The sequence below is a fragment of the Pseudidiomarina salinarum genome, assembly GCF_000753715.1.
In the GTDB taxonomy this organism is placed as follows: Bacteria; Pseudomonadota; Gammaproteobacteria; order Enterobacterales; family Alteromonadaceae; genus Pseudidiomarina; species Pseudidiomarina salinarum.
Genome location: NZ_JPER01000001.1, coordinates 352,946 through 373,909, shown reverse-complemented (window position 1 = coordinate 373,909; position 20,964 = coordinate 352,946). Strand labels below are relative to the sequence as shown.

Below are 20,964 nucleotides of genomic sequence, written 5' to 3'. Positions count from 1 at the left end.
CCTGAAACCCTTCGCAGCCTGCTTTGTTACACTGTCCCAGTGAGCTCACTGAATACAGGAACAAAGCAGGTATGCGATTTTTAGGTGCACTGATGGCAGGTTTGATCGGCATTGGGATTTCTTTGCCGATAATGGCTGCCCCCCAAACCGAGTCCGCTGCCGAGCCTGACACCCTCACTATTGAACGAATTTTCTCGGCGCCCGATTTAACCACCATAGCGCCACAACAGCTTCGTTTTGCTCCGCACAGTAAGCATATTTCTTATCTCAAAGGCTCCGCTGCGCAGCCCGACATTTACGACCTCTGGCTTTACAGTGTCCGTGACGACACGCACCGCCTGCTGGTCGCTGCCGATGAATTAACTCCCGACCCAACCCAGATCTCAGCCGCCGAACAGGCCCGCCGTGAGCGCCAGCGCATTCGTGCGGCCGGCATCGTCGAATACCACTGGTCGCCCGATGGCAGTACCCTGTTATTCCCACTGGCTGGCCAGCTCTACCTGTACGATATCGAAACCGCGGCCATCACCAACTTAACCAACAGCGGCATGAGCGCCACCGACGCGAGGTTCTCTCCCGCGGGTCGCTTCGTCAGCTTCATTCACGACCATAACCTGTGGTTAGTGGATCTGGCGACCACCCATTTACGCCAGCTTACCAACGGCGGCTCGGCCGACCTCATGTACGGCACCGCTGAATTTGTCGCCCAGGAAGAAATGAAGCGCATGACCGGCTACTGGTGGAGCCCGGACGAACAACAAATTGCCCTCACCCGGGTCGATAATAAACCGGTAATCAGGGTCGTGCGTGCTGATATGACGGACAGCGGCACCGAGCTGGTCGAACAGCGCTATCCGTTTGCCGGCAGTGCCAATGCCATAGTCGACCTGGGCATTCTTAAATTGCCAGTCACTGATGAGCAACCGGCAGTCACCTGGCTGAATTTATCTGAGCGCCACGGCGATGGTTATCTGGCCCGCGTCGATTGGGTTGCCGACAGCAAGCGACTGGGCTATCAGTGGCAGAATCGCAGTCAGAATCAGCTGAGCCTGTATTTGCTGGATACTGACAAGCCCGGTGTCGGCAACAGTCCTATCGTGCAGGAATCCGCCCCAACCTGGGTCAACTTGCACGATGACCTGATTTTTCTCGATGACGCACGCCATTTTATCTGGGCCTCGGAGCGCAGCGGCTTTAAGCACCTGTACTTATACCGGCTGGATGGCAGCCTGATCCGCCAGCTGACCAGTGGCGACTGGATGGTTGATAAGGTCAGCCGGGTGGATGAAACCACCGGCTATATCTATTTTACCGGCCGCAAGGATACCCCGCTGGAGCGCCATCTTTACCGCGCCAGCATGAACACCACCAATCCCAGCCAGCCAACCCGCCTCAGTGAGCGTGACGGCCTGCATCAGATCACCTTTGCCGCTGATGCCCGCAGCTACATTGATTACTTCTCAAGCAGCACCCAGCCTCCCCAGGTGAGCCTGCATGGCCCCACGGGCGAGCGCATCAGCTGGCTGCACCAGAACCAGCTGGATGAAACCCATCCGTTGGCGCCCTATCTGGCTGACTGGCAATTTCCTGAGTTTGGCAATATCAGCGCTGAAGACGGCCAACGGCTTTACTACCGTCTGACCCGCCCGGCTCAGTTCGTTGATAATCAGCGTTATCCGGTTATTGTGATGGTCTACGGCGGCCCGCGCGCCCAACGCGTAACCAATAGCTGGGGTGATTATTTTACCCAATATCTGGCACAACAGGGCTATGTGGTATTCCAGCTGGATAATCGCGGCAGCGGTAACCGTGGCCGGCAGTTTGAAACCGGAATCTACCGCAAGCTGGGCATGCTGGAAGTGGAAGACCAGCGGCGCGGTGCCGAATTTGTTCGCCAGTTACCTTTTGTCGATCCAAAGCGCGTCGGTGTATTCGGACACAGCTACGGCGGCTACCTGGCGCTGCACCTCATTCTGCGCGCCGATGACCTTTTTGCCGCCGCGGTCGCCGGCGCCCCGGTAACCGACTGGAGCCTTTATGATACTCACTATACCGAGCGCTATCTGAGTAGCCCGCAAAATAACGCTGAAGGCTACCGGCAGGCTTCGGTACTCAACTACAGCGCTCAGCTAAAGAAACCCCTGCTGATTTATCACGGTATGGCCGATGACAACGTGCTTTTTGAACATACCGGTAAACTTATCAAAGCGCTGCAGGATCAGGCCCTGCCGTTTGAAATGATGGCCTACCCCGGTAAGCAGCATGGCCTGAGCGGACGCAATACCAGCATCCATCGCTATCAGCTGGTGGCAGACTTTTTTGCCCGTCACCTGTGATCGGCTATACTGGCGGTAACTTCCTCATTTGCTGGAGATAACTGCTAATGCATTTTTTATCGCGTCGTCTGGTTATGCCTAATGACCTGAACTTTGCCGGCTCGCTGTTTGGCGGGCGCATTTTAGAATGGATCGATGAAGAAGCGTACATCTTTGCTGCCTGCCAGCTGGATGCCAAAAGCTTGGTAACCAAGCACATTGGTGCTATCAGCTTTGAAACCTCTGCCTATCAGGGCGATGTCGTCGAGTTTGGCCTGGGCGTGAAAGCGGCCGGCCGCAGCTCGCTGACCGTAACCTGCGTGGTACGCAACAAGCAGACCAAGCAAACCATCTGTATTGCTGATGATATCGTCTTCGTCCATATTGATGCCGACACCCGTAAGCCACTGCCGCACGGGCGAACCAAAGAAGAGCTCGATGCGATTAAATTAGAAACGCCGACTTAAGTCGGCGTTTTTTTATTACATATCCTGGTATAAGGTTTTTATCCAGCGTTCCTCGGTAATAAAGCCCCAGGACCAGTCCGCCCACCGATCGCTGAGACCGCGTGCGACAGCCTCATCAACGCTCAGGCCTTCAACCTGCATCAGGCGCACTTCTTCGCGGGTGATGGTAATCATTGAGATCAGCCGCTGCCAGTCATCCTTATCGGACAAGCCACCATGACCGGGAATGATTTTGGTATTCTCATCGAGCTGCGCAATGACGCTGCTCGCATTATCAATATAACCCTGCACACTACCACCGGCGTTTAAGTCGATGAACGGAAAGCGATCGACAAAAAACAAGTCGCCGGCATGGATAACATTGGCGTCAGCAAACCAGACCACCAGGTCGCCGTCGGTGTGCCCCTGCGGATAATGCTGCAATCTGAGCGTGCCGTCGCCGGCGTTGAGCGCCAGGGATTCACCGAAGGTCAAATCCGGAATACCCGCCTGATCAAAGTCGGCGTTCCGGGCCAGACGCTCAGCCACGTTGTGATGCGCAATCACAGTAACCCCCTGACGGGCGAAAGCCGCGTTACCATCAGTATGGTCACCATGAAAATGCGTATTGATCAGCGTGCTCAGCTGCCGATCCGTCAGGGTGGCAATTTCAGCGCGGATCTTATCAGCCAGCGCCGCGTATTGGGCATCGACCATGTACACCCCGTCGTCGCCGACATAGACGCCAATATTGCCACCGGCGCCGGTCAACATATACACCCGCTCACTCAGTTGCACCGATTCGATTTGCACATCGTCAAACCGTGACTGCGCCTGAACAACTGCACTCAGGCCGGTAGTCAGGCTAAGTACGGCCAGCGCCGCTAACCATATCCTGATTTTACGCATTTTCACCGTACTCCATTAGGGGGTTCACCCCCCGGCCCTTAGCGATGCAGGTAACATCCTGCAAAGCAAGTCACCGGGGTGGCGGTTGGCTTACCATGCTGCCAGTCACCGCCTTCAACGCCGCTACCGGCAATATCCACATGCACATAAGGGAGCGGTTGCTCACTGTCCGTGCCATGCTGATCAAGGCCAGCGGCAATACTTAAAAATGCCATCGGGAACTGATGCCCGCGCCGGGTTGTGGCCGACGGGCCATTGTTACTCGAAAGCACATCATCTGACTTGGTCCGGGGCCGTACAAACGAGAAGTCTTCGCGGCGCGACCAGGAAATTTCCGTGGGGTCGCCATAGACTTCACCGGCTTCCCACAGCCGGTCAGTTATCTTATCTACGCGCGCCGGCCCGTTGGGGATCAACGCGGTATAAGGGCCTTTCGCCAGCGCGGCATGGCCGGTCAGGGTGGCTACTGAGAACAACTGTGGCTGCGGGTAATCGGCCGCCTCAGCGCGTAAATGGCTCAGCAGATCAGCCAGCAACAGCCGGCCTTCGGCATCGGTATTACCAATGCGCACCCGCACACCACTGTGGCCGGCAATAATTTCATCAGCGACAAAAGCATCAGCGCCAACGCTGTTGCGGACAATACCCAGCTCAGCGACAACGTTGACGGTTTCCGGCCGCATTTCGGCTACGGTTTTCAGAAAACCGGCCACGCCAGCCGCGCCGCCTTTATCCCGGCTCATGCCGGCCATATGGCCGCCGACCTTGAGATCGACGCCACCGGTATCATAAACAATCCCTTTACCGGCCATCATCAGGGTCTGTTCCGCCGCCGGTGCTTTGTATTCCAGTCGCACCACACAAGGCCAGTGACGTTCTACCCCCAACGAGGCCCGTGCTACCGCCATCAGTAGCGGGTATTCGTGCTGTAATTGCTGGATATCATCGATAACAGTGACCCGTACCGGCGACTGCGCAAAGGCCTGCTGGCAGTATTCGGCAAAACGCGGGGCTGCCATACGTTCAGGTTCAGTACCACAGAGATCCCGGGCAACCCGCTTACCGGCCTCAACAGCCTGCAGCCAGTCTTCGTTGACCACGCCGACCAGACCGACTTCGGTTACGGTTTCAATTTTGTCTTCGCCGAGCGCTTCGCGCGCTTCCAGCGGCTGATATAGTGCCTGGCAAAAACCCCAGTAAGCCACGGCTTCAGCCTGACCATAACGGGGATCTTCTTCCGGTACCCCAAACACCACCAGCAAGGGCTTGCTGCAACCGGCATCAGCAGCGATCCGGGCGCCAGCGGCAGCGGCGTCAGCGATTTGCCGCACATCATCGTAATCGCGGGTCAACGGCCCGGTTGGCGCCGTGATCAGGCGACCACCGGCGACCTCACAGGTCAGCAGCAACGCCTGCTCTCCGACACGACGATCAAACTGCCGGGCGCGCTCAACGTGAGACGAAAAGTCGTCAGGAATATATTGCTGATAGTCGCCAATTAAAATGACAGCATCGTAGCCACCACCTGCAGCAGCACTGTAGTCATTTACCACGGTCAGTTTTGGATATGCCATATTTTTTTACTCCTAGACGCGCCGCCAGCGCGTACCTTGTGGGGTATCTTCAAGTTCGATACCTAATTCAGTCAGTTTATCCCGGGCCGCATCGGCGCGGCTCCAGTCTCTTGCTTTGCGGGCCTCGTTGCGCTCCGCGATCAGTTCTTCAATTTCAGCAACATCCTCGCTCACGCCGGCGCCGCCCTGTAAAAATGCTTCGGGCTGTTGTTGCAGCAGCCCCAGTATGTCACCGAGCTTGCGCAACTGGGCTGCATAAACCGCTGCCTTGGCCGGCTCAGTGGCCAGGGTCCGGTTAATATCCCGGGCCAGGTCAAACAGCACCGGCAAGGCTTCAGGCACATTAAAATCTTCCTGCATAGCGGCATGAAACCGCTGTACCTGCACCTGGGTCAGTTCTTCTTCCACACCGTCATGGCCAAATGGCTCAGGGGCGTCCCGCAACGCAGTGTACAAACGCTCCAGTCCGGCCCGCGCCTGATCCAGGTTCTCTTTAGAATAGTTCAACTGCGAGCGGTAATGGCTGGATAACAAAAAATAACGCACGGTTTCGGCGTCATATTCCTTCAGGACTTCACGAATAGTGAAAAAGTTGCCCAGTGATTTGGACATCTTCACTTCGTCCACCTGCACCATGCCACTGTGCATCCAGTAATTCACATAGTTAGTCTGGTTGGCACAGCAGCTTTGCGCCACCTCATTTTCATGGTGGGGGAAAATCAGATCCGAGCCACCACCGTGAATATCAAAATGTTCACCAAGGTGCCGTTTGTTCATTGCCGAGCACTCGATGTGCCAGCCGGGCCGGCCCGCGCCCCAGGGTGATGGCCAGCTCGGCTCACCCTCTTTGGCTTGCTTCCACAGCACAAAGTCGAGCGGATCCTGTTTATTATCGGCCACGTCAACCCGCGCACCAGACTGCAACTGCTCAAGGTTCTGGCGGCTTAACTTACCGTAGGGCTCAAACGTGCTGACATCAAACAGCACATCGCCATCGGCGGCTTCATAGGCATGGCCTTTAGCAATCAGGGTGTCGATCATGGCGATGATATCATCCATATGATCCGTCACCGTCGGTTCAATATCCGGGCGCAGCAGGTTAAGCGCGTCAAAATCTTCATGCATCGCACTGGTGTAACGATCCGTCACCGCCTCAATGCTTTCCTTGTTTTCCGCTGCCCGGCGAATAATCTTGTCGTCGACATCGGTAATGTTGCGCACATAAGTGACCCGATAGCCCCGCGAACGCAGGTAGCGCACGATCACATCAAAAGCCACATAAGTACGGGCATGCCCGATATGACAGTAATCGTAAATGGTTACGCCGCACACGTAGAGTTTCACCTCACCCGGGGTCACTGGTACAAATTCTTCCCTGGCGCGGGTCAGCGTATTAAAAATGGTTAGCATTGCAGGTTACAACTCCTGTCAGACAGCACGGTGATTCGTTCATAAGGGCTAATCATAACGCATGCTGTAGCCTGGTAACAAACGGTGGTAAACTGATTGGGTAAATTTCTTAATTAAACGAAAACGGAGTATTAGTAATGAAGGTGACTTTACATACCAATCATGGCGATATCACCATGAAGCTCTTTGCTGACGAAGCGCCCAAAACTGTTGAGAATTTCCTGCGCTACGCCCGTGAAGGCTTTTACGACAACACCTTATTTCACCGTGTAATTAAGGGTTTTATGGTCCAGGGCGGAGGCTTTAACCTCGAAATGGTTCAGAAAGAAACCCATGAGCCGATCGAGAACGAAGCGGACAACGGCCTGAAAAATAAAAAAGGCACCGTGGCCATGGCCCGTACTCAGGATCCACACTCAGCCACCTCACAGTTTTTCATCAACTGCGCTGACAATGACTTCCTGGACTTTAAAAACAAGAGCGTCGGCGGCTGGGGCTACTGTGTATTTGCCGAAGTAACTGAAGGCATGACCGTGGTAAACGACATTGAGCAGATGCGTACCGAAGGCGCCGGCTGGCACCAGGACGTACCGGTTGATGATGTAATTATCGAACGGGTCAGCATCGACGACTAAGTCATTATGACCAGCTGGTTTATTTCTGATCTTCATCTGAGCCCGGCGCGGCCTGATATAACCCGCCTGTTCTTCGCGTTTCTGCAGGAACAGGCGGTTCATGCCGACGCCCTGTATATCCTCGGCGATCTCTTTGACGCCTGGATTGGCGATGATGATACCAGCGACTTTGCCGCGGCGCTGCAGGGCGCCCTGCGGCAACTAACCCAAACCGGCGTACCGGTGTTTTTTATCGCCGGCAACCGGGACTTCCTGATTGGCGCCCGCTTTGCCCGCGCTACCGGCGTGCGCCTGCTGACAGAGCCCGCGGTAATTGACCTGTACGGCACCCGTACCCTGCTCTTGCATGGTGACAGCCTCTGTACCGCCGACCGCAGCTACCAGCGCTTCCGTCGCATTATCCGGCAGCCGTGGCTGACCAGACTGCTGCTGGCATTACCACTGCGGGCGCGGATGCGCATCGCCAATAAGCTAAGAGCCTCCAGCGCCACCCAACAACCTTTATCTGCCGAACAACTGGCGATTATGGATGTGACGGAACAAGCCGTTATCGATACCTTTGTGCAGTACGATGTGCGCCATATGATTCACGGCCATACCCACCGGCCGGCCATTCATGAACACCAGCTGCCAGATGGCAGCACCGCCGAGCGCATTGTACTGGGTGACTGGTATGAGCAAGGCAGCTTCTTGCGGGTAACCCGCAACGAGCGCGAATTAATCAGTCAGCCACTGACGCTTTAGCTGGCGGGCCGCTGTGAAAGCGAAACTCAGTATCTGCTGAGGTAATGAGCTCAGCCTCCACCGCACCGAAAAACGCGACCCGCTCACTGATATCCCCGCCGGCAATCTGCTCCGCCAATTGCAGGTAATCCTCAAAATGCCGGGCCTCAGAGCGCAGCAGGCTGACATAGAACTTAGCCAGTTCAGGCTCCACCTGCGGCGCCAGTGCCGCGAACCGCTCACACGAGCGCGCCTCAATATAGGCCCCGCAAATCAACTTATCGACCAGGGCTTCCGGCTCGTAGGTGCGCACATGGCGCAGCAGGCCACTGGCGTAGCGGCTCGAGGTAATATTCCGGTAGGCAACCTGGCGTTTATCCATGATCTCCAGTACCTGGTAAAAATGGTGTAACTCTTCTTTAATCAGCAGCACCATCTTATCGATCAGTTCCTGGCTATAAGGCGCTGGCTTACGCGGCAGCATGGTTTTGGCCAGCCGGTTATGCCGGGGCAACTCCCGCCAGTCACCCTGGCGGCGATAGGCGAAATCTTCATAAGGCTGCAGCCAGGCCAGCAAAGCCTTGCCGCTGACTTCGTCCACGGCATATTTACGGATCAGGTACATGGCCGACTGGGCTGCTTTCAGCTCGCAAATCAAATGATCAATCAGCACCAGCTCAAGGTGTTCCGGCTTGACCGCTTCGGCTACCCAGGCAGCAGGGGTCTGGCAATGCAGAAAACGATGGATGGGCGCAAGTAAGGTATTCAAATCAGGATCCCTCAGGTTTTATCCGGCGGCTGGCGATCATGCCATAAATGCGTACCACAGGGGCAGGAAAAAGCCTTGACTACAGTCAAAAACTGACCAATATAGAGAGTAAGCCGAAAAAATAAACGGCGCTAACTATAATAAAATAAAAATCACACAGAACAGAGGCCAGTCATGATCCTGAACCACATCTGGGGGTTATACGCCCACCCGCTAGAAGAATGGAAAACCATAGATTCACGCCATGAGAGCATGACGTTTGCATTGACCCATATTTTGCTGGTCGCCTTAATACCCTGTGCCGCAGCTTATTACGCCTCGGCCTACCTCGGCTGGAGCATCGGCGCCCGTGAAGCCACCTTTTTAACCAAAAATAGTGCCATGACCATGGCTGTTGCCATGTACGTCGGTATTATCGTGGCCGTATTCGCACTTGCCTATCTGATCCACTGGATGGCGAAAACTTTTGGCGCCAGCCCCACCTTCACCCAGTCGCTGGAACTGGCCGCCTATACCGCGACCCCGGCAATTATGTCCGGCATTGCCGCACTGTATCCGGAGCTATGGTTTGTCACTATGGCGTTTCTGGCTGGTATCGCCTATTCGGTTTACCTGCTGTATTCGGGGGTACCCATACTGATGCATATTCCTGAAGAGCGCGGCTTCATTTATGCCAGCTCAGTGGTGACTGCCGGCCTGATTATGCTGGTGGTGCTCATGGTCGTTTCGGCCATGCTCTGGACCAATGGTCTCGGCCCGGCGTACATTTAACGCCTCTGACTATGGCCTTGAGCTGGAATCTGGTAGGCTTAGCAGATTCCAGCTCAACTTGATTCAACAGGACTACCAATGAGTGACAATAATAAAAAGCTAAGCCTCACCGCCCGCATTGTTATCGGCATGATTGCAGGTATTGCGGTCGGAGCCTTGCTGCAAATTTTTTTTAAGGGCAGCACAATTGTTGAAGATTACCTGACCAACGGCCTGTTTTTTATCATCGGCCAGATCTTTATCGCTTCCCTGCAAATGCTTGTGGTTCCCCTGGTTTTCGTTTCCCTGGTACTTGGTACCTGCTCATTAAGCGATCCGGCAAAGCTGGGGCGGCTGGGTGGCAAAGCGGTGGGCCTCTATCTGGTCACCACGGCAATCGCTATCAGCCTGGCTATTGCGGCCGCGGTTATTGTTCAGCCAGGTTCAGGGCTGGAACTTGAAACCGAAGCGGTATTTGAAGCGAAAGAGGCGCCGAGCCTGGCTCAGGTCATTATTGATCTGTTCCCCACCAACCCCTTCGATGCTTTTGCCAGTGGCAACATGCTGCAAATTATCGTATTTGCCCTGCTGTTTGGTATTGCCACCGCACTGGTTGGCGGTAAGCCCGGTGAGCGGGTAAAAGCCCTGTTTGAAGACTTCAACGAAGTCATTATGAAGCTGGTTATCATCCTGATGAACCTGGCTCCCTACGGTGTTTTTGCCCTGATGGCAAAATTATTCAGCGAAACCGAGTTCGGCGCTATTACCAGCCTGGGCACCTACTTTGTGCTGGTCATTGGGGTACTGCTCGCCCACGCGCTCATCACCTATCCGATTATTCTTAAGCTGCTAAGCCGTATGAACCCGGTCATGTTCCTGCGCAAAATGCGCGAAGTGCAGATATTTGGTTTCAGTACGGCCAGCAGTAACGCCACCATGCCGATCACCCTCGAAACCGTCACCAAGCGGCTGGGCGTTCATAACAGTGTAGGCTCGTTCACCGTGCCACTGGGTGCCACCATTAACATGGACGGTACCGCTATCATGCAGGGTGTCGCCACGGTCTTTATTGCCCAGGTTTACCTGGTCGATCTGTCGATCGCCGATTACCTGATGGTGGTGCTTACCGCAACCCTGGCTTCTATTGGTACGGCTGGCGTGCCCGGCGTGGGCATGATCATGCTGGCAATGGTACTGGGTCAGGTCGGCTTGCCGGTAGAAGGCATTGGCCTGATTATCGGTGTTGACCGCTTACTGGATATGACCCGCACCGCGGTGAACGTAACCGGCGATGCCATGGTCAGTGTGATTGTTGCGAAAAGCGAAGGCGCTCTGGATGAAGAGGTCTTTAATGATGCTAACGCTGACGTTAAAGAGCGGGATGTAGGGGATAAACTCTGACCCGCTGCAACTGAAAGCCTTTAAAACCCTACAAAAGCCTCACGCCACATAAACCCCATCAGGCGTGAGGCATCTACCGCCGCATCAAGGTCACCGTTACGAATCTGCCGCTGAACCTGATTCAGCAAAGGCACCAGCACCCGCGCAATATAATCATCGGCGTTATCCGTTGATGCCATCGGGGGCAGGGTCAGGGTGTCGAGCTGTACACTCAGAATCGGCAAACCGCTATCAAACAGGTTCACCACCACGTTATTCAGCTGCACCTCACCGAGTTCCCAGATCAGCCGCTCGGACGCCTTATAGACCGGCTGCTGCGCCATATAGGCATCATAGAGTGCATGCAGGTTCGACTTGCCTTTGCCGTAATAAGCAATCGTCAGCTGCGCATCACTGGCAACGATGCCATCCAGCACCAGTTGATTGCGGGTAGGTGTCAGCCAGTCGCCCTGAATAACCACCTCTCGCGCGCGCAAGACCTGATTCAGGCCGGCATCAAGTTCAGTCACCCGCGAGGCGAGCAGCACATCCGCCGCCGCCAGCTCAGCCGTGAGCGTATTAAGTTCAAACGCCCCAAAGCTCAGATCGGCCGCGAGCCGCTGCTCAACCTGCTGCTGTATCATCTCCCCTACCCGCTCTGACAGGGTCTGTTCATCTGGCGCAGACACTGCTGCAGCGCTGAAAGCCGAGGCAAGTAACAACGCACCACTGCCCGTAATCTGTGCTAAATAGTTCATAGAACTCCTGTACTAGCGTTTTTGATGGCGTTCACGGTTAAAGTCTTTTTGTTCAGGGTTTTTACGCAGCATCACGTACATAGAACCAACTCCGCCATGCTGCCGCTGCGCGCTGTGAAAGGCCATCACCGGGTCCAGTTGGCGTAGCCATTTATTCACATAGCTTTTGAGCAAGGCCGGGTGCGGTTTGGAGAACTTGCCGATGCCATGCACCACGATAGCCGTGCGCACGCCGCGGCGATGGCACAGCTGGATAAATTCGAACAAGGCCTTGCGCGCCTGACGCAGGCTGTGGTGATGCAGATCCAGCGCCGCCTCAATCGTATATCGACCCAGGCGTAACTGCTTATAGACGCCGTGCTGCACACCGTCACGGCGAAACTCGAGCACGTCCTCTGGCTGTACCAGATCGACAAACTCCATCGACAGGTAATTGAGATCATCCTCAGCCTGCTGCTCAGCAGCCTTGCGGCGCTCCACCTGAGCCAGGGTTGGCGCGAACGCGGTGCGGATATCCGCTACATCATCGCCTTCCAACGGCGTCACTCCAGTCATTTCGCGGCGAAACAACTCGAATTCATCGCTCATAACCGTTCTCCTCCCACTACGACTTACTGATAAACTCCCGCAAACTGCTGAGCACCGCATTCATATTGCGGCCAATGCGCTCACCCAAAGGCTTTTTACTGGTATAGCGTACACCAAAGATGGCGTGGTCCTTAGTACGCTCCACTAACCAGGCATCACTGGTCGTGAGACTATCCACCAGACCCAGTTCCAGTGCTTGTTGCGCGGTCCAGTATTCACCAGTCGCCACTTTATCGATATCCATGTCTGGCCGGTACTTCTGCACATGAGCCTTGAACTGCTCGTGGATATTTTCAATTTCTTCTTTAAATTTTTGCCGGCCTTCATCGGTATTGCGGCCAAACAAGGTGAGCGTGCGCTTATATTCGCCAGCGGTAACCTGCTCAAAGTCCACGTCGTGCTTTTTCAGCCAGCGATGAAAGTTAGGCAGCTGGGCTAATACGCCGATGGAGCCGATGATGGCAAAGGGCGCGGCCTGAATACTATTGGCCACACAGGCCATCATATAACCGCCACTGGCCGCTATCTTATCGACACTCACAATCAGCTCAAGTTCCGCATCGCGTAGCCGTTGCAGCTGCGCCGCACCAAGGCCATAGCCGTGTACCACGCCGCCACCACTTTCCAGTCTGACCATAACCTTATCGCCCTTTTCAGCCACAGCCACCACCGCGTTCACTTCGCGCCGCAGTTGATCAACTTCCTTGGCATCCATGCTGCCGTTGAAATCAAGCACAAAGAGTCGTGGCTTAGCTTCTTCCTTTGCCATTCTTTTACGTTGTTTCTTCAACGCTTTCTCAGCTTTTTTACGTTCGCCGCGATCCAGCAACTCCAGTTTCAGGTCATTGGCGGTATCGCGCAAATCGTCGGACAACCGCTCGACATGCAGTTCGCCCTTTTGTTTGCGCTGGCGCTGCGCGGCATTGGCGATGGCGCCAACCACGACCACCACAGCCACCACAATAATGGCCGCCTTCAGGGTGAATTCGCCAACGTTCAGTAAAAACTCCATATGAACTCCTGTGCATTTTGTTCGCGATGAAAATGAAGCGATAAAAAAAGGCTGCGAGAGCGCAGCCTTTTTATTCTAACGTATTTCCGGTCAGGCGTTATTGCTGAATAACGGCCGGGTTAAAGACCGGGATAGCAGTAGCGCCGGTGCTGAACCAGCCAGCAGCCTGCATCTGCATCTCGATAGTTGCCGCGGTTGAAGCTGCCGGGCTGACAATAGAGCTGTGGTCGCCTTCAGTGAAGCGTACCGCACCCGATACTGTGGTGCCGTCAGCACTGGCTGTAGTCGTGGTGATAGACTGCAGTTCCAGTTGCGCAATCAGCGGCTCAGTACCTGCAAGCGGCTTGCCTTCCACGCGGTTTGGCACTACCTGGTCAGGCAGCGAGTCACCATTACCCACCACTTCGATCAGGTGAATCGGGCTCTCCGTTGCGATCACATTGCGGGCATAGTTAATCGGATCCGCAGAATCCACAACCGTTTGAGCCGCGAAAGCGAACTGCTCAAACAAGGCGTTGATAGATGCGCGCTGGCTGTCGTTCAGACTACCCCAGAACTGCGTATACACATTAACCAACAAGCCCTGGAAGGCTGGGTCAGTTGGCGCTATGCCAGCATTTGCTGCGGCTTCATTTACCGCTGCGGCGAAGTCATCATTGGCAGCATACAGCAGCTGCGCTTTAATAACCGGACCGAAGGTAGGTGAACCCATCAGTAAATTAGCAATACTACCGCCAGGGGCCATCAGGCTGCTTGCCTGAACACTGAACAGGCCTGAAGCCGGTTGCAGTGCGCCACTCATTTCAGTGTTAGCCATGGCAGTAAACACAGTACCCGTAATACCACCCAGTGAGTGGCCGACCAGGAATACCCGTGAACCATCAACATCAGCACCCTGAGCAGCGTTCAGACTCAAACGCAGACCCAGCATGTCAGAAATTGACTGACGCATGTTATCGCGTGCCGTCAGCAGGCTACCCAGATTCATATAAGCTGTCGCTGAGCCAGTCGTTGCGTTAATCGCACCAAAACCACGATCACCGTGCAGCGGATGGTCAATCGCAACGGTTGCGAAACCAGACACCGACAGCGTACCAGCGATACCAAGGGCGTTCGTTTTCGCGCCAGTGATACCGTGCTGGAAGATCACAACCGGCCAGCCATTGGCAGGCTTGCTAATCGGATCCAGGCCTTGTGCAGCCCGCACCTGATTAACTGCGGCTTCATCCGGTACCGCCATAATGGCTGGTACGTTGGCCTGAGTTACCGTAGCAGGGAACGGATTGTACTTAGTCAGATGACGCTCAGGGTCGATTCCCGGGAAGTCATAACAGTTATTCGGTGGCAGTAACAGTGCTGGGTTCTCTAGTGCTGCCGGGTCGATACCAGCCGCTGCCGGATCAAGTGCACCGGCCTGAATCGCACCCAGAATTGAAGCCGGGCTGTCACACATTGCCGTCCAGCGACCGGTTAACGGCGCCGTTGGATTTTCAGCGGTAGGTACCGGTGAAAAATAAGGCAGGGTAACCTGGCCCTGATACAAGCTGGCAGTACTTGCCGCAGCATAGGCCGGATTCATCGGATCGGCAGGCAATTGCCCTGCACCAACTAACGCATCAGCAACGGACATGCCAGTATCCTGCACACCTAAAGCAGGTGTGCCGGTACCCATAAATTGCTGGGTCATCAGGCCTTTGATAGCAACAAAGACATCCGCAGTAGACTGCGTGGTGTAGTTGGACGTGTAGATGATACTTTCTTTATCCACACCGAACGCCTGCAGTGCGTTTTCATAGCTATTGATCAGCCGCTGTAAACCAACAGCTGACTGATCACCGGATACCGGATGGGTATCCGCATCACGCTTCATCAAACCGTAAGTCTGCGATGGCTGAACATCACGCCCCAGTGAATCCTGGATATTATTTGTCAGTACGATCAGGTAGCCGGTTTTTGGCTTCAGTGGCTGCAAAGGCACTACAGCAACGCCCGCAGGGCCAGTTGCCGCAACCATAAAGTCAACACCATGGGTTAGTTCAGCAACCACAGCACAGGTTGCTGCAGGGCTGGCGGCCGCGCATTCCGCGCTGACTGTGCTACCACCCATAATGGCTTGAAACACCCGGATTGAACCGGCTGCTTCCAGGCTCGCGCTATTCACAGTGACCCGGTCACCGTCTTCTTCCAGTGGCAGCGAGAAGCTGAAGGTCGAGGTGGAGTGCGTACCCCAGCCGTCCAGACCATTTAATGCAACTTGTGGATTACCACCATCAGTGGGATCCGCTACCGGAATATTTAAGGTGCCGTCAACTGAGCCGCTCAACAGGATGTTGGAGGGCACTGGTACCGCGCCATTACTGGGGTCAAAGACCACCCGCGTGGCATTGACCTGATATTCTTTTTCGGTTACCGGCGCTTCATCACCGCCACCACAAGCGACTAGCAGTGCGCTGCTAATTGCGGTTACAAGCAAGAGTTTTTTCATGAGGCTTCCCCAATCCTTGTTCGTGTTGTTATCTGTTGAGCACCTGCAGATGCTTTTCTAAAGTGTCGCCCTATCATCGCCTTTTCTAACTGGTAGGACAAGACAATCAATTAACAAAATTTTATACACTGCCAGCAGACAACATGAAAGTATTTTTCGAGATTTTCTTTGTGTCGGCTGAGAAATGATAAAAAAACCAGTACACTTGCAGCTACCTGTTTTCACCTAGTGTAAGCTTAAAATGACTTCAATGCACAACTACCCTATTACTGACTCAACTCTGGCCGGCAAAATCATTCTGGTGACCGGTGCCGGCGACGGTATTGGCCGAGAAGCTGCACTGACTTACGCCGGTGCCGGCGCCACCGTGATCCTGCTGGGACGCACCGTGAGCAAGCTCGAAGCTGTCTATGATGAGATTATCGCAGCGGGCAATCCGGAGCCGGCAATAGTCCCGCTGGATCTGAAAGGCGCAACCAAAACCCACTACCAGGGGCTTAACGCGACTATCGTCGATCAGTTTGGCAAACTCGACGGCTTGTTACATAACGCTGGCCTGCTTGGCGTGCTGTCACCCTTCGAGCACATCGACCACGATAGTTGGAATGATGTAATACAGGTCAATGTGACTGCGCAGTTTATGATGACCCAGGCATTGCTGCCCGCCCTGAAAAAATCTGCCAGTGCCAGCATCGTCTTTACCTCTTCCGGCGTTGGCCGCAAAGGCCGCGCATTCTGGGGCCCTTATGCCGTCAGCAAGTTTGCCACCGAAGGGCTCGCCCAGGTTATGGCTGATGAATATGAAGGCAGCAGCATTCGCGTCAACGTGATAAACCCCGGCGCTACCCGCACCAGCATGCGTGGTCGGGCTTATCCCGGCGAAGATGCTCAGAAACTCAAAACCCCGGCCGACCATATGCCCCTGTATGTTTATCTGATGAGCGATGACAGCCGCGCGGTAAATGGCGAGTCGGTGGACGCACAATAAGCAGGCGTTTCTGTTACACTCGATGCTAATTAATCAGCCATAGCGAGAGTTTAATGACCCTGCGTGCCTTCGTCCTGTTAGCAGCCACGGGTTTAACCACCAGCATCCAGGCAGCGGTACCCCTTGAGGTACTGCCGGCCAAATCCGACGTCAACTGGATCGGCGTAAGCGCCCCCAGTGCCAACGTGATCTGGCTGAGCGGTTCAGCATCAACTATTGCCCGCAGCACCGATGGCGGAGCCAGCTGGAATTATTTCCAACCCGCCAGCGCCGACCTTGAGTTCCGGGATATTGAAGCGACCAGTGCTGAGGAAGCCTATGCGCTGAGTATAGGCACCGGCGGTGCTTCACGCATTTACTTTACCAGCGACGGCGGCCGCAACTGGCAGCTACGCTATCGCGGCGATTCGAACCAGTTCCTCAATTGCCTGGCAATGTCAGCCACCGGCGAAGCCTGGGTATATGGCGACAGCGTTGAAAAACACTGGAGTATGGTCCGCGGGGCCGATGCCCGCAACTGGCTGACCGCCCGTAACGCGGTCGACAGTCAGCCCCTGGCTGGCGAAGGCGGACTCGCAGCCAGTGGTAGCTGTATTCGCTATAAAAACAACATCTGGGCTATTGGCACTGCTAACGCAGCGACCGCCCGCCTGTTAATCAAACGTGACTTCGGTATCCGCTTCGAAGCCATTGATACGCCCATGCCTGCTGGCCCTTCTGCCGGTATCGCCAGCGTCTGGCCGTTCAGTCAGAAACATGTGCTGCTAGCGGGCGGCGATCTGAATAACAGCGAGGCAAGGCCACGCCTGGTGCGCTATGAAGACGGCGACTTTACGCCACTGAGTGAACCGCCGCTTGAGGGCGCTTTATATAGTCTGACGGTATTGCCTGACGGGGCTATTCTGGTGAGTAATCCGGATGGCGCGGCTTTGTTACCGGGGGCAGATGAAGCCTGGTTGCGCCTCAGTGAAGAAAATATCTGGAACAGTGCCTGCGTGGCAGGCCACTGTTATCTGGCAGGAAAAGACGGCTATGTAGCAAAATTCAACTGGCCGGCCGCCGCAACGGATTAGTGAATGCGGTTTTCCTGCCACTGTTTCTCTTTCGCCATGCGTGCTTTTTTATCATCGCAAGGGTCATCGCAGTCACAGGCTTTGTCCATTCCCAGGTTGGCGATACCGCCACAGCTACCGGAAATTTCCTTATTCTGAAAAATAACCCCGACCGACATGGCTAACACCACGATCAGAAAGGTGGCAAATACTGCTAAAAATAAACCCATGGGGTACCTCCGGCTTTCCTGCTTACAACTACTGCTCAAAACGTTTAAATGCAGTACTAGTATACTCTTTAAACGTGTCATTTTCACGGACAATCAACAGCACCGCCAGCTGCTTCTGCTCAGCAAAGGCCAGCGCCCGCTCAGGGCCCATTACCGTTAATGCGGTCGCGTAGGCATCGGCGTCCATACACGTTTCAGTCAGTACAGTAACCGAAACCAGATTATGCTGAATGGGCTCGCCGGTGGTTGGATCAATAATATGTGAATAGCGCTGTCCCTGCTCTTCGTAATAATTACGATAATCGCCGGACGTTGCCACCGCGTAATTACCCGGCTCAATAGTGCGCTGCACTGCGCGCTCAGTCGTCACTGGCTTCTCAACGGCGATGCGCCATGCCTGGTCGCCCGGTTTATCGCCTTTCATGCGCATCTCACCACCAATTTCCACCAGGTAGTTATGAATGCCCATCTGCTCAAGTAATAAAGCCACCCGGTCAACACCATAGCCTTTCGCGATGGTCGACAGGTCAACATAGAGATCGGGAATGGCTTTTCGCAACTGGTGGTTATCAACCTGCAGATGCTGATAGCCTACTTTTGAGCGCGCATCACGTAACTCAGCCTCAGTGGGAATCACATTAGGCCGGGCCTGCGGACCGAATCCCCACAGATTGACCAGCGGCCCAACAGTAATATCCAGCAGTCCGTCGGTTTCTTTGGCTATTTCCAGCGCGCGCTGCACCACCTGTTCCAGCGCCCGGGAGATCACGACCGGCTCGGTAGTGCGACGCTGGTTAAACTGCGACAGCTCAGACTCAGGATCATAGGTCGACATCTGGCTGTTAATCTGCGCCAGCAGGCCATCCACCCGTTCCTTGAGGTTCTCGGTATCGTGGCGGGGGTTACCCGACACATAGCGAATATTGTAAGTGGTTCCCATAGTCTGGCCACTGATCGCACGTAGCTCCGGCGCCTGACTACATGAAACGAAAAAGGCCAGCCCTACAAGGGCCAGCCAGATTCGAAGGATAGATGAAAATGTCAGTTGCATGGTTGGTTAACCACCAAAGTCATCCAGCATGATATTTTCTTCTTCCACACCTAAATCATGCAGCATGTTAATGACCGCAGCGTTCATCACAGGTGGTCCACACATATAGTATTCACAGTCTTCCGGCGCTTCGTGATCCTTCAGATAGTTCTTATACAGTACGTTGTGGATAAAGCCCGTGTCACCTTCCCAGTCGTCTTCCGGTTGCGGATCAGACAGAGCAATGTGCCACTCAAAGTTATCGTTTTCTTTCGCCAGCATGTCGAAATCTTCAACATAGAACATTTCTTTCTTCGACCGTGCACCATACCAGAAGCTGATCTTACGATCGGTATTGATGCGGCGCAGCTGATCAAAGATATGCGAGCGCATTGGCGCCATGCCGGCACCACCGCCGATAAAGACCATCTCAGCATCGGTTTCTTTGGCATAGAACTCACCAAATGGACCAGCAATCGTCACTTTATCACCCGGACGCAGACTCCAGATGTAAGACGACATCTTACCAGCAGGCAGGCTCAGATCATTTGGCGGCGGCGTTGCGATCCGCACGTTCAGCATGATGATGCCTTTTTCTTCCGGATAGTTTGCCATTGAGTAGGCGCGGGTTACTTCTTCATCAACCCGTGACTCAATATCAAAGAACCCGAACCGCTCCCAGTCGCCATGAAACTTGGCTGGGATATCAAAATCTTTGTAGCGAACATGATGAGGTGGTGCCTCGATCTGAATATAACCGCCAGCTTTGAAAGGAACTTCTTCACCTTCAGGCAACTGCACGATAAATTCTTTGATAAAGGTCGCGACGTTTTCGTTTGATTTGACCACGCACTCCCACTTGCTGACACCGAATACTTCTTCCGGTACCTCAATTTTCATGTCTTGCTTGACGTTAACCTGGCATGAAAGACGAACACCTTCACGGGCTTCTTTACGGTTAATATGATCTTTTTCAGTTGGCAGAATATCGCCGCCGCCTTCTTTAACCTTTACCGTACACTGACCACATGAACCGCCACCACCACAGGCTGAAGACACGTAAATGCCCGCATTTGCCAGCGCGCCCAGCAGCTTGGTTCCAGGCTGGGTGGTGATTTTGTTATCTTCGTCTTCATTAACCGTAATCTGAACATCGCCCTGAGGAACCAGTTTTGATTTGGCGAACATAATGATCGCCACCAAAACCAGCACTATAAAGGTGAATGTGCCTACGCCGAGAATAATCTCTTGCATCGACTGTACCTCTCGTTAACCCGTTACTACCGTTACCGGTGCTTAAAGCGATACGCCGGAGAACGACATAAAGCCCAATCCAATGAGACCCGTGGAAATAAACGTGATACCCAGACCACGTAATCCATCCGGAACGTCCGCATACTTCAGTTTTTCACGCACCGCTGCCAGCGCGACAATCGCCAGCGCCCAGCCCACACCGCTACCAATACCGAAGACCACACTTTCAGTGAAGTTATAATCACGCTCAACCATGAAGGCAACGCCACCAAAGATTGCACAGTTTACTGTGATCAGGGGAAGGAAAATCCCCAGCGCGTTATACAGCGTAGGAACGTATTTATCTAAGGTCATTTCCAGAATCTGAACCAGTGCTGCAATAACACCGATAAAGGTGACAAAGCGCAGAAAGCTCAGGTCCGCATCCGGGAAACCGGCCCATGCCAGCGCACCCGGCGCCAGCAGATTGTGATAAATGACGTTATTTACCGGTACCGATAAACCCAATACCACGATAACGGCAACACCCAAACCAAAAGCGGTAGATACTTTCTTGGACACCGCCAGGAAGGTACACATTCCGAGGAAGAATGACAGCGCCAGGTTTTCTACAAAGACCGCTTTTACAAATAAACTAATATAGGCTTCCATGGTCT

At 54.2% G+C, this 20,964-nt stretch carries 20 protein-coding genes; 8 read left to right on the top strand and 12 right to left on the bottom strand.

Annotated features, from left to right (window positions below; genetic code table 11):
- The first annotated feature begins 71 nt into the window (after positions 1-71).
- Both IDSA_RS01715 and IDSA_RS01710 read left to right on the top strand, forming a co-directional pair.
- Complete coding sequence (locus IDSA_RS01715) at positions 72-2,336, top strand: S9 family peptidase (RefSeq protein WP_084694008.1); 2,265 nt, start codon at positions 72-74, stop codon at positions 2,334-2,336.
- A gap of 47 nt (positions 2,337-2,383) precedes the next feature.
- A complete protein-coding gene (locus tag IDSA_RS01710) occupies positions 2,384-2,782 on the top strand; it encodes an acyl-CoA thioesterase (RefSeq protein WP_034773785.1) in 399 nt (132 codons plus the stop codon).
- A 15-nt stretch (positions 2,783-2,797) separates the two neighbouring features.
- Here the strand turns inward: IDSA_RS01710 and IDSA_RS01705 are convergent, their stop codons facing one another.
- From IDSA_RS01705 to cysS, 3 genes are read right to left on the bottom strand one after another with little or no spacing between them, the layout of a single operon-like run.
- Positions 2,798-3,670 carry an MBL fold metallo-hydrolase gene (locus IDSA_RS01705; RefSeq protein WP_051986000.1) on the bottom strand — a complete coding sequence of 291 codons (873 nt, stop codon included), beginning with the start codon at positions 3,668-3,670 and terminating at the stop codon, positions 2,798-2,800.
- 38 nt (positions 3,671-3,708) lie between these two features.
- Positions 3,709-5,244, bottom strand: coding sequence for a M17 family metallopeptidase (locus IDSA_RS01700; RefSeq protein ID WP_034773784.1), 1,536 nt, complete (start codon positions 5,242-5,244; stop codon positions 3,709-3,711).
- Between the two features lie 12 nt (positions 5,245-5,256).
- The gene (gene cysS, locus IDSA_RS01695; protein WP_034773783.1) at positions 5,257-6,654 is read right to left on the bottom strand and encodes a cysteine--tRNA ligase; all 1,398 of its coding nucleotides are present in this window, start codon (positions 6,652-6,654) and stop codon (positions 5,257-5,259) included.
- 137 nt (positions 6,655-6,791) lie between these two features.
- On the opposite strand from cysS, the gene IDSA_RS01690 reads away from it, so the two are divergent.
- Both IDSA_RS01690 and lpxH read left to right on the top strand, forming a co-directional pair.
- On the top strand, positions 6,792-7,289 hold the full coding sequence (locus IDSA_RS01690) for a peptidylprolyl isomerase (RefSeq protein WP_034773782.1): 498 nt from the start codon (positions 6,792-6,794) through the stop codon (positions 7,287-7,289).
- Positions 7,290-7,295: 6 nt separating this feature from the next.
- Positions 7,296-8,033 carry a UDP-2,3-diacylglucosamine diphosphatase gene (gene lpxH, locus IDSA_RS01685; RefSeq protein WP_034773781.1) on the top strand — a complete coding sequence of 246 codons (738 nt, stop codon included), beginning with the start codon at positions 7,296-7,298 and terminating at the stop codon, positions 8,031-8,033.
- On the opposite strand, the gene miaE is transcribed toward lpxH, so the two are convergent.
- Entirely contained in the window at positions 8,011-8,781 is a 771-nt protein-coding gene (gene miaE / locus IDSA_RS01680; protein ID WP_034773780.1) for a tRNA isopentenyl-2-thiomethyl-A-37 hydroxylase MiaE, read from the bottom strand. The two genes, lpxH and miaE, sit on opposite strands and share 23 nt — an antisense overlap.
- 174 nt (positions 8,782-8,955) lie before the next feature.
- Here miaE and IDSA_RS01675 point away from each other — a divergent pair, with 174 nt between their 5' ends.
- Positions 8,956-9,552 carry a Yip1 family protein gene (locus IDSA_RS01675; RefSeq protein ID WP_034773779.1) on the top strand — a complete coding sequence of 199 codons (597 nt, stop codon included), beginning with the start codon at positions 8,956-8,958 and terminating at the stop codon, positions 9,550-9,552.
- Positions 9,553-9,630: 78 nt separating this feature from the next.
- Positions 9,631-10,932, top strand: a complete 1,302-nt coding sequence (locus IDSA_RS01670; protein WP_034773778.1) for a dicarboxylate/amino acid:cation symporter — start codon at positions 9,631-9,633, stop codon at positions 10,930-10,932.
- Positions 10,933-10,952: 20 nt separating this feature from the next.
- Here IDSA_RS01670 and IDSA_RS01665 read toward each other — a convergent pair whose 3' ends face one another.
- From IDSA_RS01665 to IDSA_RS01650, 4 genes are all read right to left on the bottom strand, one after another.
- Positions 10,953-11,669 (bottom strand): hypothetical protein, encoded by a 717-nt coding sequence (locus IDSA_RS01665; protein WP_034773777.1) that lies wholly within the window; start codon positions 11,667-11,669, stop codon positions 10,953-10,955.
- A gap of 12 nt (positions 11,670-11,681) precedes the next feature.
- Positions 11,682-12,257 carry a DNA endonuclease SmrA gene (smrA, locus tag IDSA_RS01660; protein ID WP_034773776.1) on the bottom strand — a complete coding sequence of 192 codons (576 nt, stop codon included), beginning with the start codon at positions 12,255-12,257 and terminating at the stop codon, positions 11,682-11,684.
- Between the two features lie 16 nt (positions 12,258-12,273).
- Positions 12,274-13,269, bottom strand: a complete 996-nt coding sequence (gene sohB, locus IDSA_RS01655) for a protease SohB (RefSeq protein WP_034773775.1) — start codon at positions 13,267-13,269, stop codon at positions 12,274-12,276.
- Between the two features lie 97 nt (positions 13,270-13,366).
- The gene (locus IDSA_RS01650) at positions 13,367-15,754 is read right to left on the bottom strand and encodes a VolA/Pla-1 family phospholipase (RefSeq protein WP_034773774.1); all 2,388 of its coding nucleotides are present in this window, start codon (positions 15,752-15,754) and stop codon (positions 13,367-13,369) included.
- A 250-nt stretch (positions 15,755-16,004) separates the two neighbouring features.
- Here IDSA_RS01650 and IDSA_RS01645 point away from each other — a divergent pair, with 250 nt between their 5' ends.
- Positions 16,005-16,742: a YciK family oxidoreductase gene (locus tag IDSA_RS01645; RefSeq protein ID WP_034773773.1), complete on the top strand. Its 738-nt coding sequence runs from the start codon at positions 16,005-16,007 to the stop codon at positions 16,740-16,742.
- Between the two features lie 53 nt (positions 16,743-16,795).
- Positions 16,796-17,815, top strand: a complete 1,020-nt coding sequence (locus IDSA_RS01640; RefSeq protein ID WP_034773772.1) for a WD40/YVTN/BNR-like repeat-containing protein — start codon at positions 16,796-16,798, stop codon at positions 17,813-17,815.
- Here IDSA_RS01640 and nqrM read toward each other — a convergent pair.
- From nqrM to nqrE, 4 genes are read right to left on the bottom strand one after another with little or no spacing between them, the layout of a single operon-like run.
- A complete protein-coding gene (gene nqrM, locus IDSA_RS01635) occupies positions 17,812-18,024 on the bottom strand; it encodes a (Na+)-NQR maturation NqrM (RefSeq protein WP_034773771.1) in 213 nt (70 codons plus the stop codon). The genes IDSA_RS01640 and nqrM overlap by 4 nt on opposite strands.
- Positions 18,025-18,052: 28 nt before the next feature.
- Positions 18,053-19,075 carry an FAD:protein FMN transferase gene (locus IDSA_RS01630; protein ID WP_034773770.1) on the bottom strand — a complete coding sequence of 341 codons (1,023 nt, stop codon included), beginning with the start codon at positions 19,073-19,075 and terminating at the stop codon, positions 18,053-18,055.
- Between the two features lie 6 nt (positions 19,076-19,081).
- On the bottom strand, positions 19,082-20,308 hold the full coding sequence (gene nqrF, locus IDSA_RS01625) for an NADH:ubiquinone reductase (Na(+)-transporting) subunit F (RefSeq protein WP_034773769.1): 1,227 nt from the start codon (positions 20,306-20,308) through the stop codon (positions 19,082-19,084).
- Positions 20,309-20,350: 42 nt separating this feature from the next.
- Entirely contained in the window at positions 20,351-20,959 is a 609-nt protein-coding gene (nqrE, locus tag IDSA_RS01620) for an NADH:ubiquinone reductase (Na(+)-transporting) subunit E (protein WP_034773768.1), read from the bottom strand.
- Positions 20,960-20,964: the final 5 nt, after the last annotated feature.

What these genes read in the sequence shown, in the direction of transcription:
- sohB (WP_034773775.1), bottom strand. Translation starts at nt 13,269, where the DNA reads ATGGAGTTTTTACTGAACGTTGGCGAATTCACCCTGAAGGCGGCCATT.
- IDSA_RS01645 (WP_034773773.1), top strand. Translation starts at nt 16,005, where the DNA reads ATGCACAACTACCCTATTACTGACTCAACTCTGGCCGGCAAAATCATT.
- IDSA_RS01675 (WP_034773779.1), top strand. Translation starts at nt 8,956, where the DNA reads ATGATCCTGAACCACATCTGGGGGTTATACGCCCACCCGCTAGAAGAA.
- cysS (WP_034773783.1), bottom strand. Translation starts at nt 6,654, where the DNA reads ATGCTAACCATTTTTAATACGCTGACCCGCGCCAGGGAAGAATTTGTA.
- nqrF (WP_034773769.1), bottom strand. Translation starts at nt 20,308, where the DNA reads ATGCAAGAGATTATTCTCGGCGTAGGCACATTCACCTTTATAGTGCTG.
- nqrM (WP_034773771.1), bottom strand. Translation starts at nt 18,024, where the DNA reads ATGGGTTTATTTTTAGCAGTATTTGCCACCTTTCTGATCGTGGTGTTA.
- IDSA_RS01665 (WP_034773777.1), bottom strand. Translation starts at nt 11,669, where the DNA reads ATGAACTATTTAGCACAGATTACGGGCAGTGGTGCGTTGTTACTTGCC.
- IDSA_RS01700 (WP_034773784.1), bottom strand. Translation starts at nt 5,244, where the DNA reads ATGGCATATCCAAAACTGACCGTGGTAAATGACTACAGTGCTGCTGCA.
- IDSA_RS01705 (WP_051986000.1), bottom strand. Translation starts at nt 3,670, where the DNA reads ATGCGTAAAATCAGGATATGGTTAGCGGCGCTGGCCGTACTTAGCCTG.
- smrA (WP_034773776.1), bottom strand. Translation starts at nt 12,257, where the DNA reads ATGAGCGATGAATTCGAGTTGTTTCGCCGCGAAATGACTGGAGTGACG.
- IDSA_RS01630 (WP_034773770.1), bottom strand. Translation starts at nt 19,075, where the DNA reads ATGCAACTGACATTTTCATCTATCCTTCGAATCTGGCTGGCCCTTGTA.
- IDSA_RS01715 (WP_084694008.1), top strand. Translation starts at nt 72, where the DNA reads ATGCGATTTTTAGGTGCACTGATGGCAGGTTTGATCGGCATTGGGATT.
- IDSA_RS01710 (WP_034773785.1), top strand. Translation starts at nt 2,384, where the DNA reads ATGCATTTTTTATCGCGTCGTCTGGTTATGCCTAATGACCTGAACTTT.
- nqrE (WP_034773768.1), bottom strand. Translation starts at nt 20,959, where the DNA reads ATGGAAGCCTATATTAGTTTATTTGTAAAAGCGGTCTTTGTAGAAAAC.
- IDSA_RS01640 (WP_034773772.1), top strand. Translation starts at nt 16,796, where the DNA reads ATGACCCTGCGTGCCTTCGTCCTGTTAGCAGCCACGGGTTTAACCACC.
- lpxH (WP_034773781.1), top strand. Translation starts at nt 7,296, where the DNA reads ATGACCAGCTGGTTTATTTCTGATCTTCATCTGAGCCCGGCGCGGCCT.
- IDSA_RS01650 (WP_034773774.1), bottom strand. Translation starts at nt 15,754, where the DNA reads ATGAAAAAACTCTTGCTTGTAACCGCAATTAGCAGCGCACTGCTAGTC.
- IDSA_RS01690 (WP_034773782.1), top strand. Translation starts at nt 6,792, where the DNA reads ATGAAGGTGACTTTACATACCAATCATGGCGATATCACCATGAAGCTC.
- IDSA_RS01670 (WP_034773778.1), top strand. Translation starts at nt 9,631, where the DNA reads ATGAGTGACAATAATAAAAAGCTAAGCCTCACCGCCCGCATTGTTATC.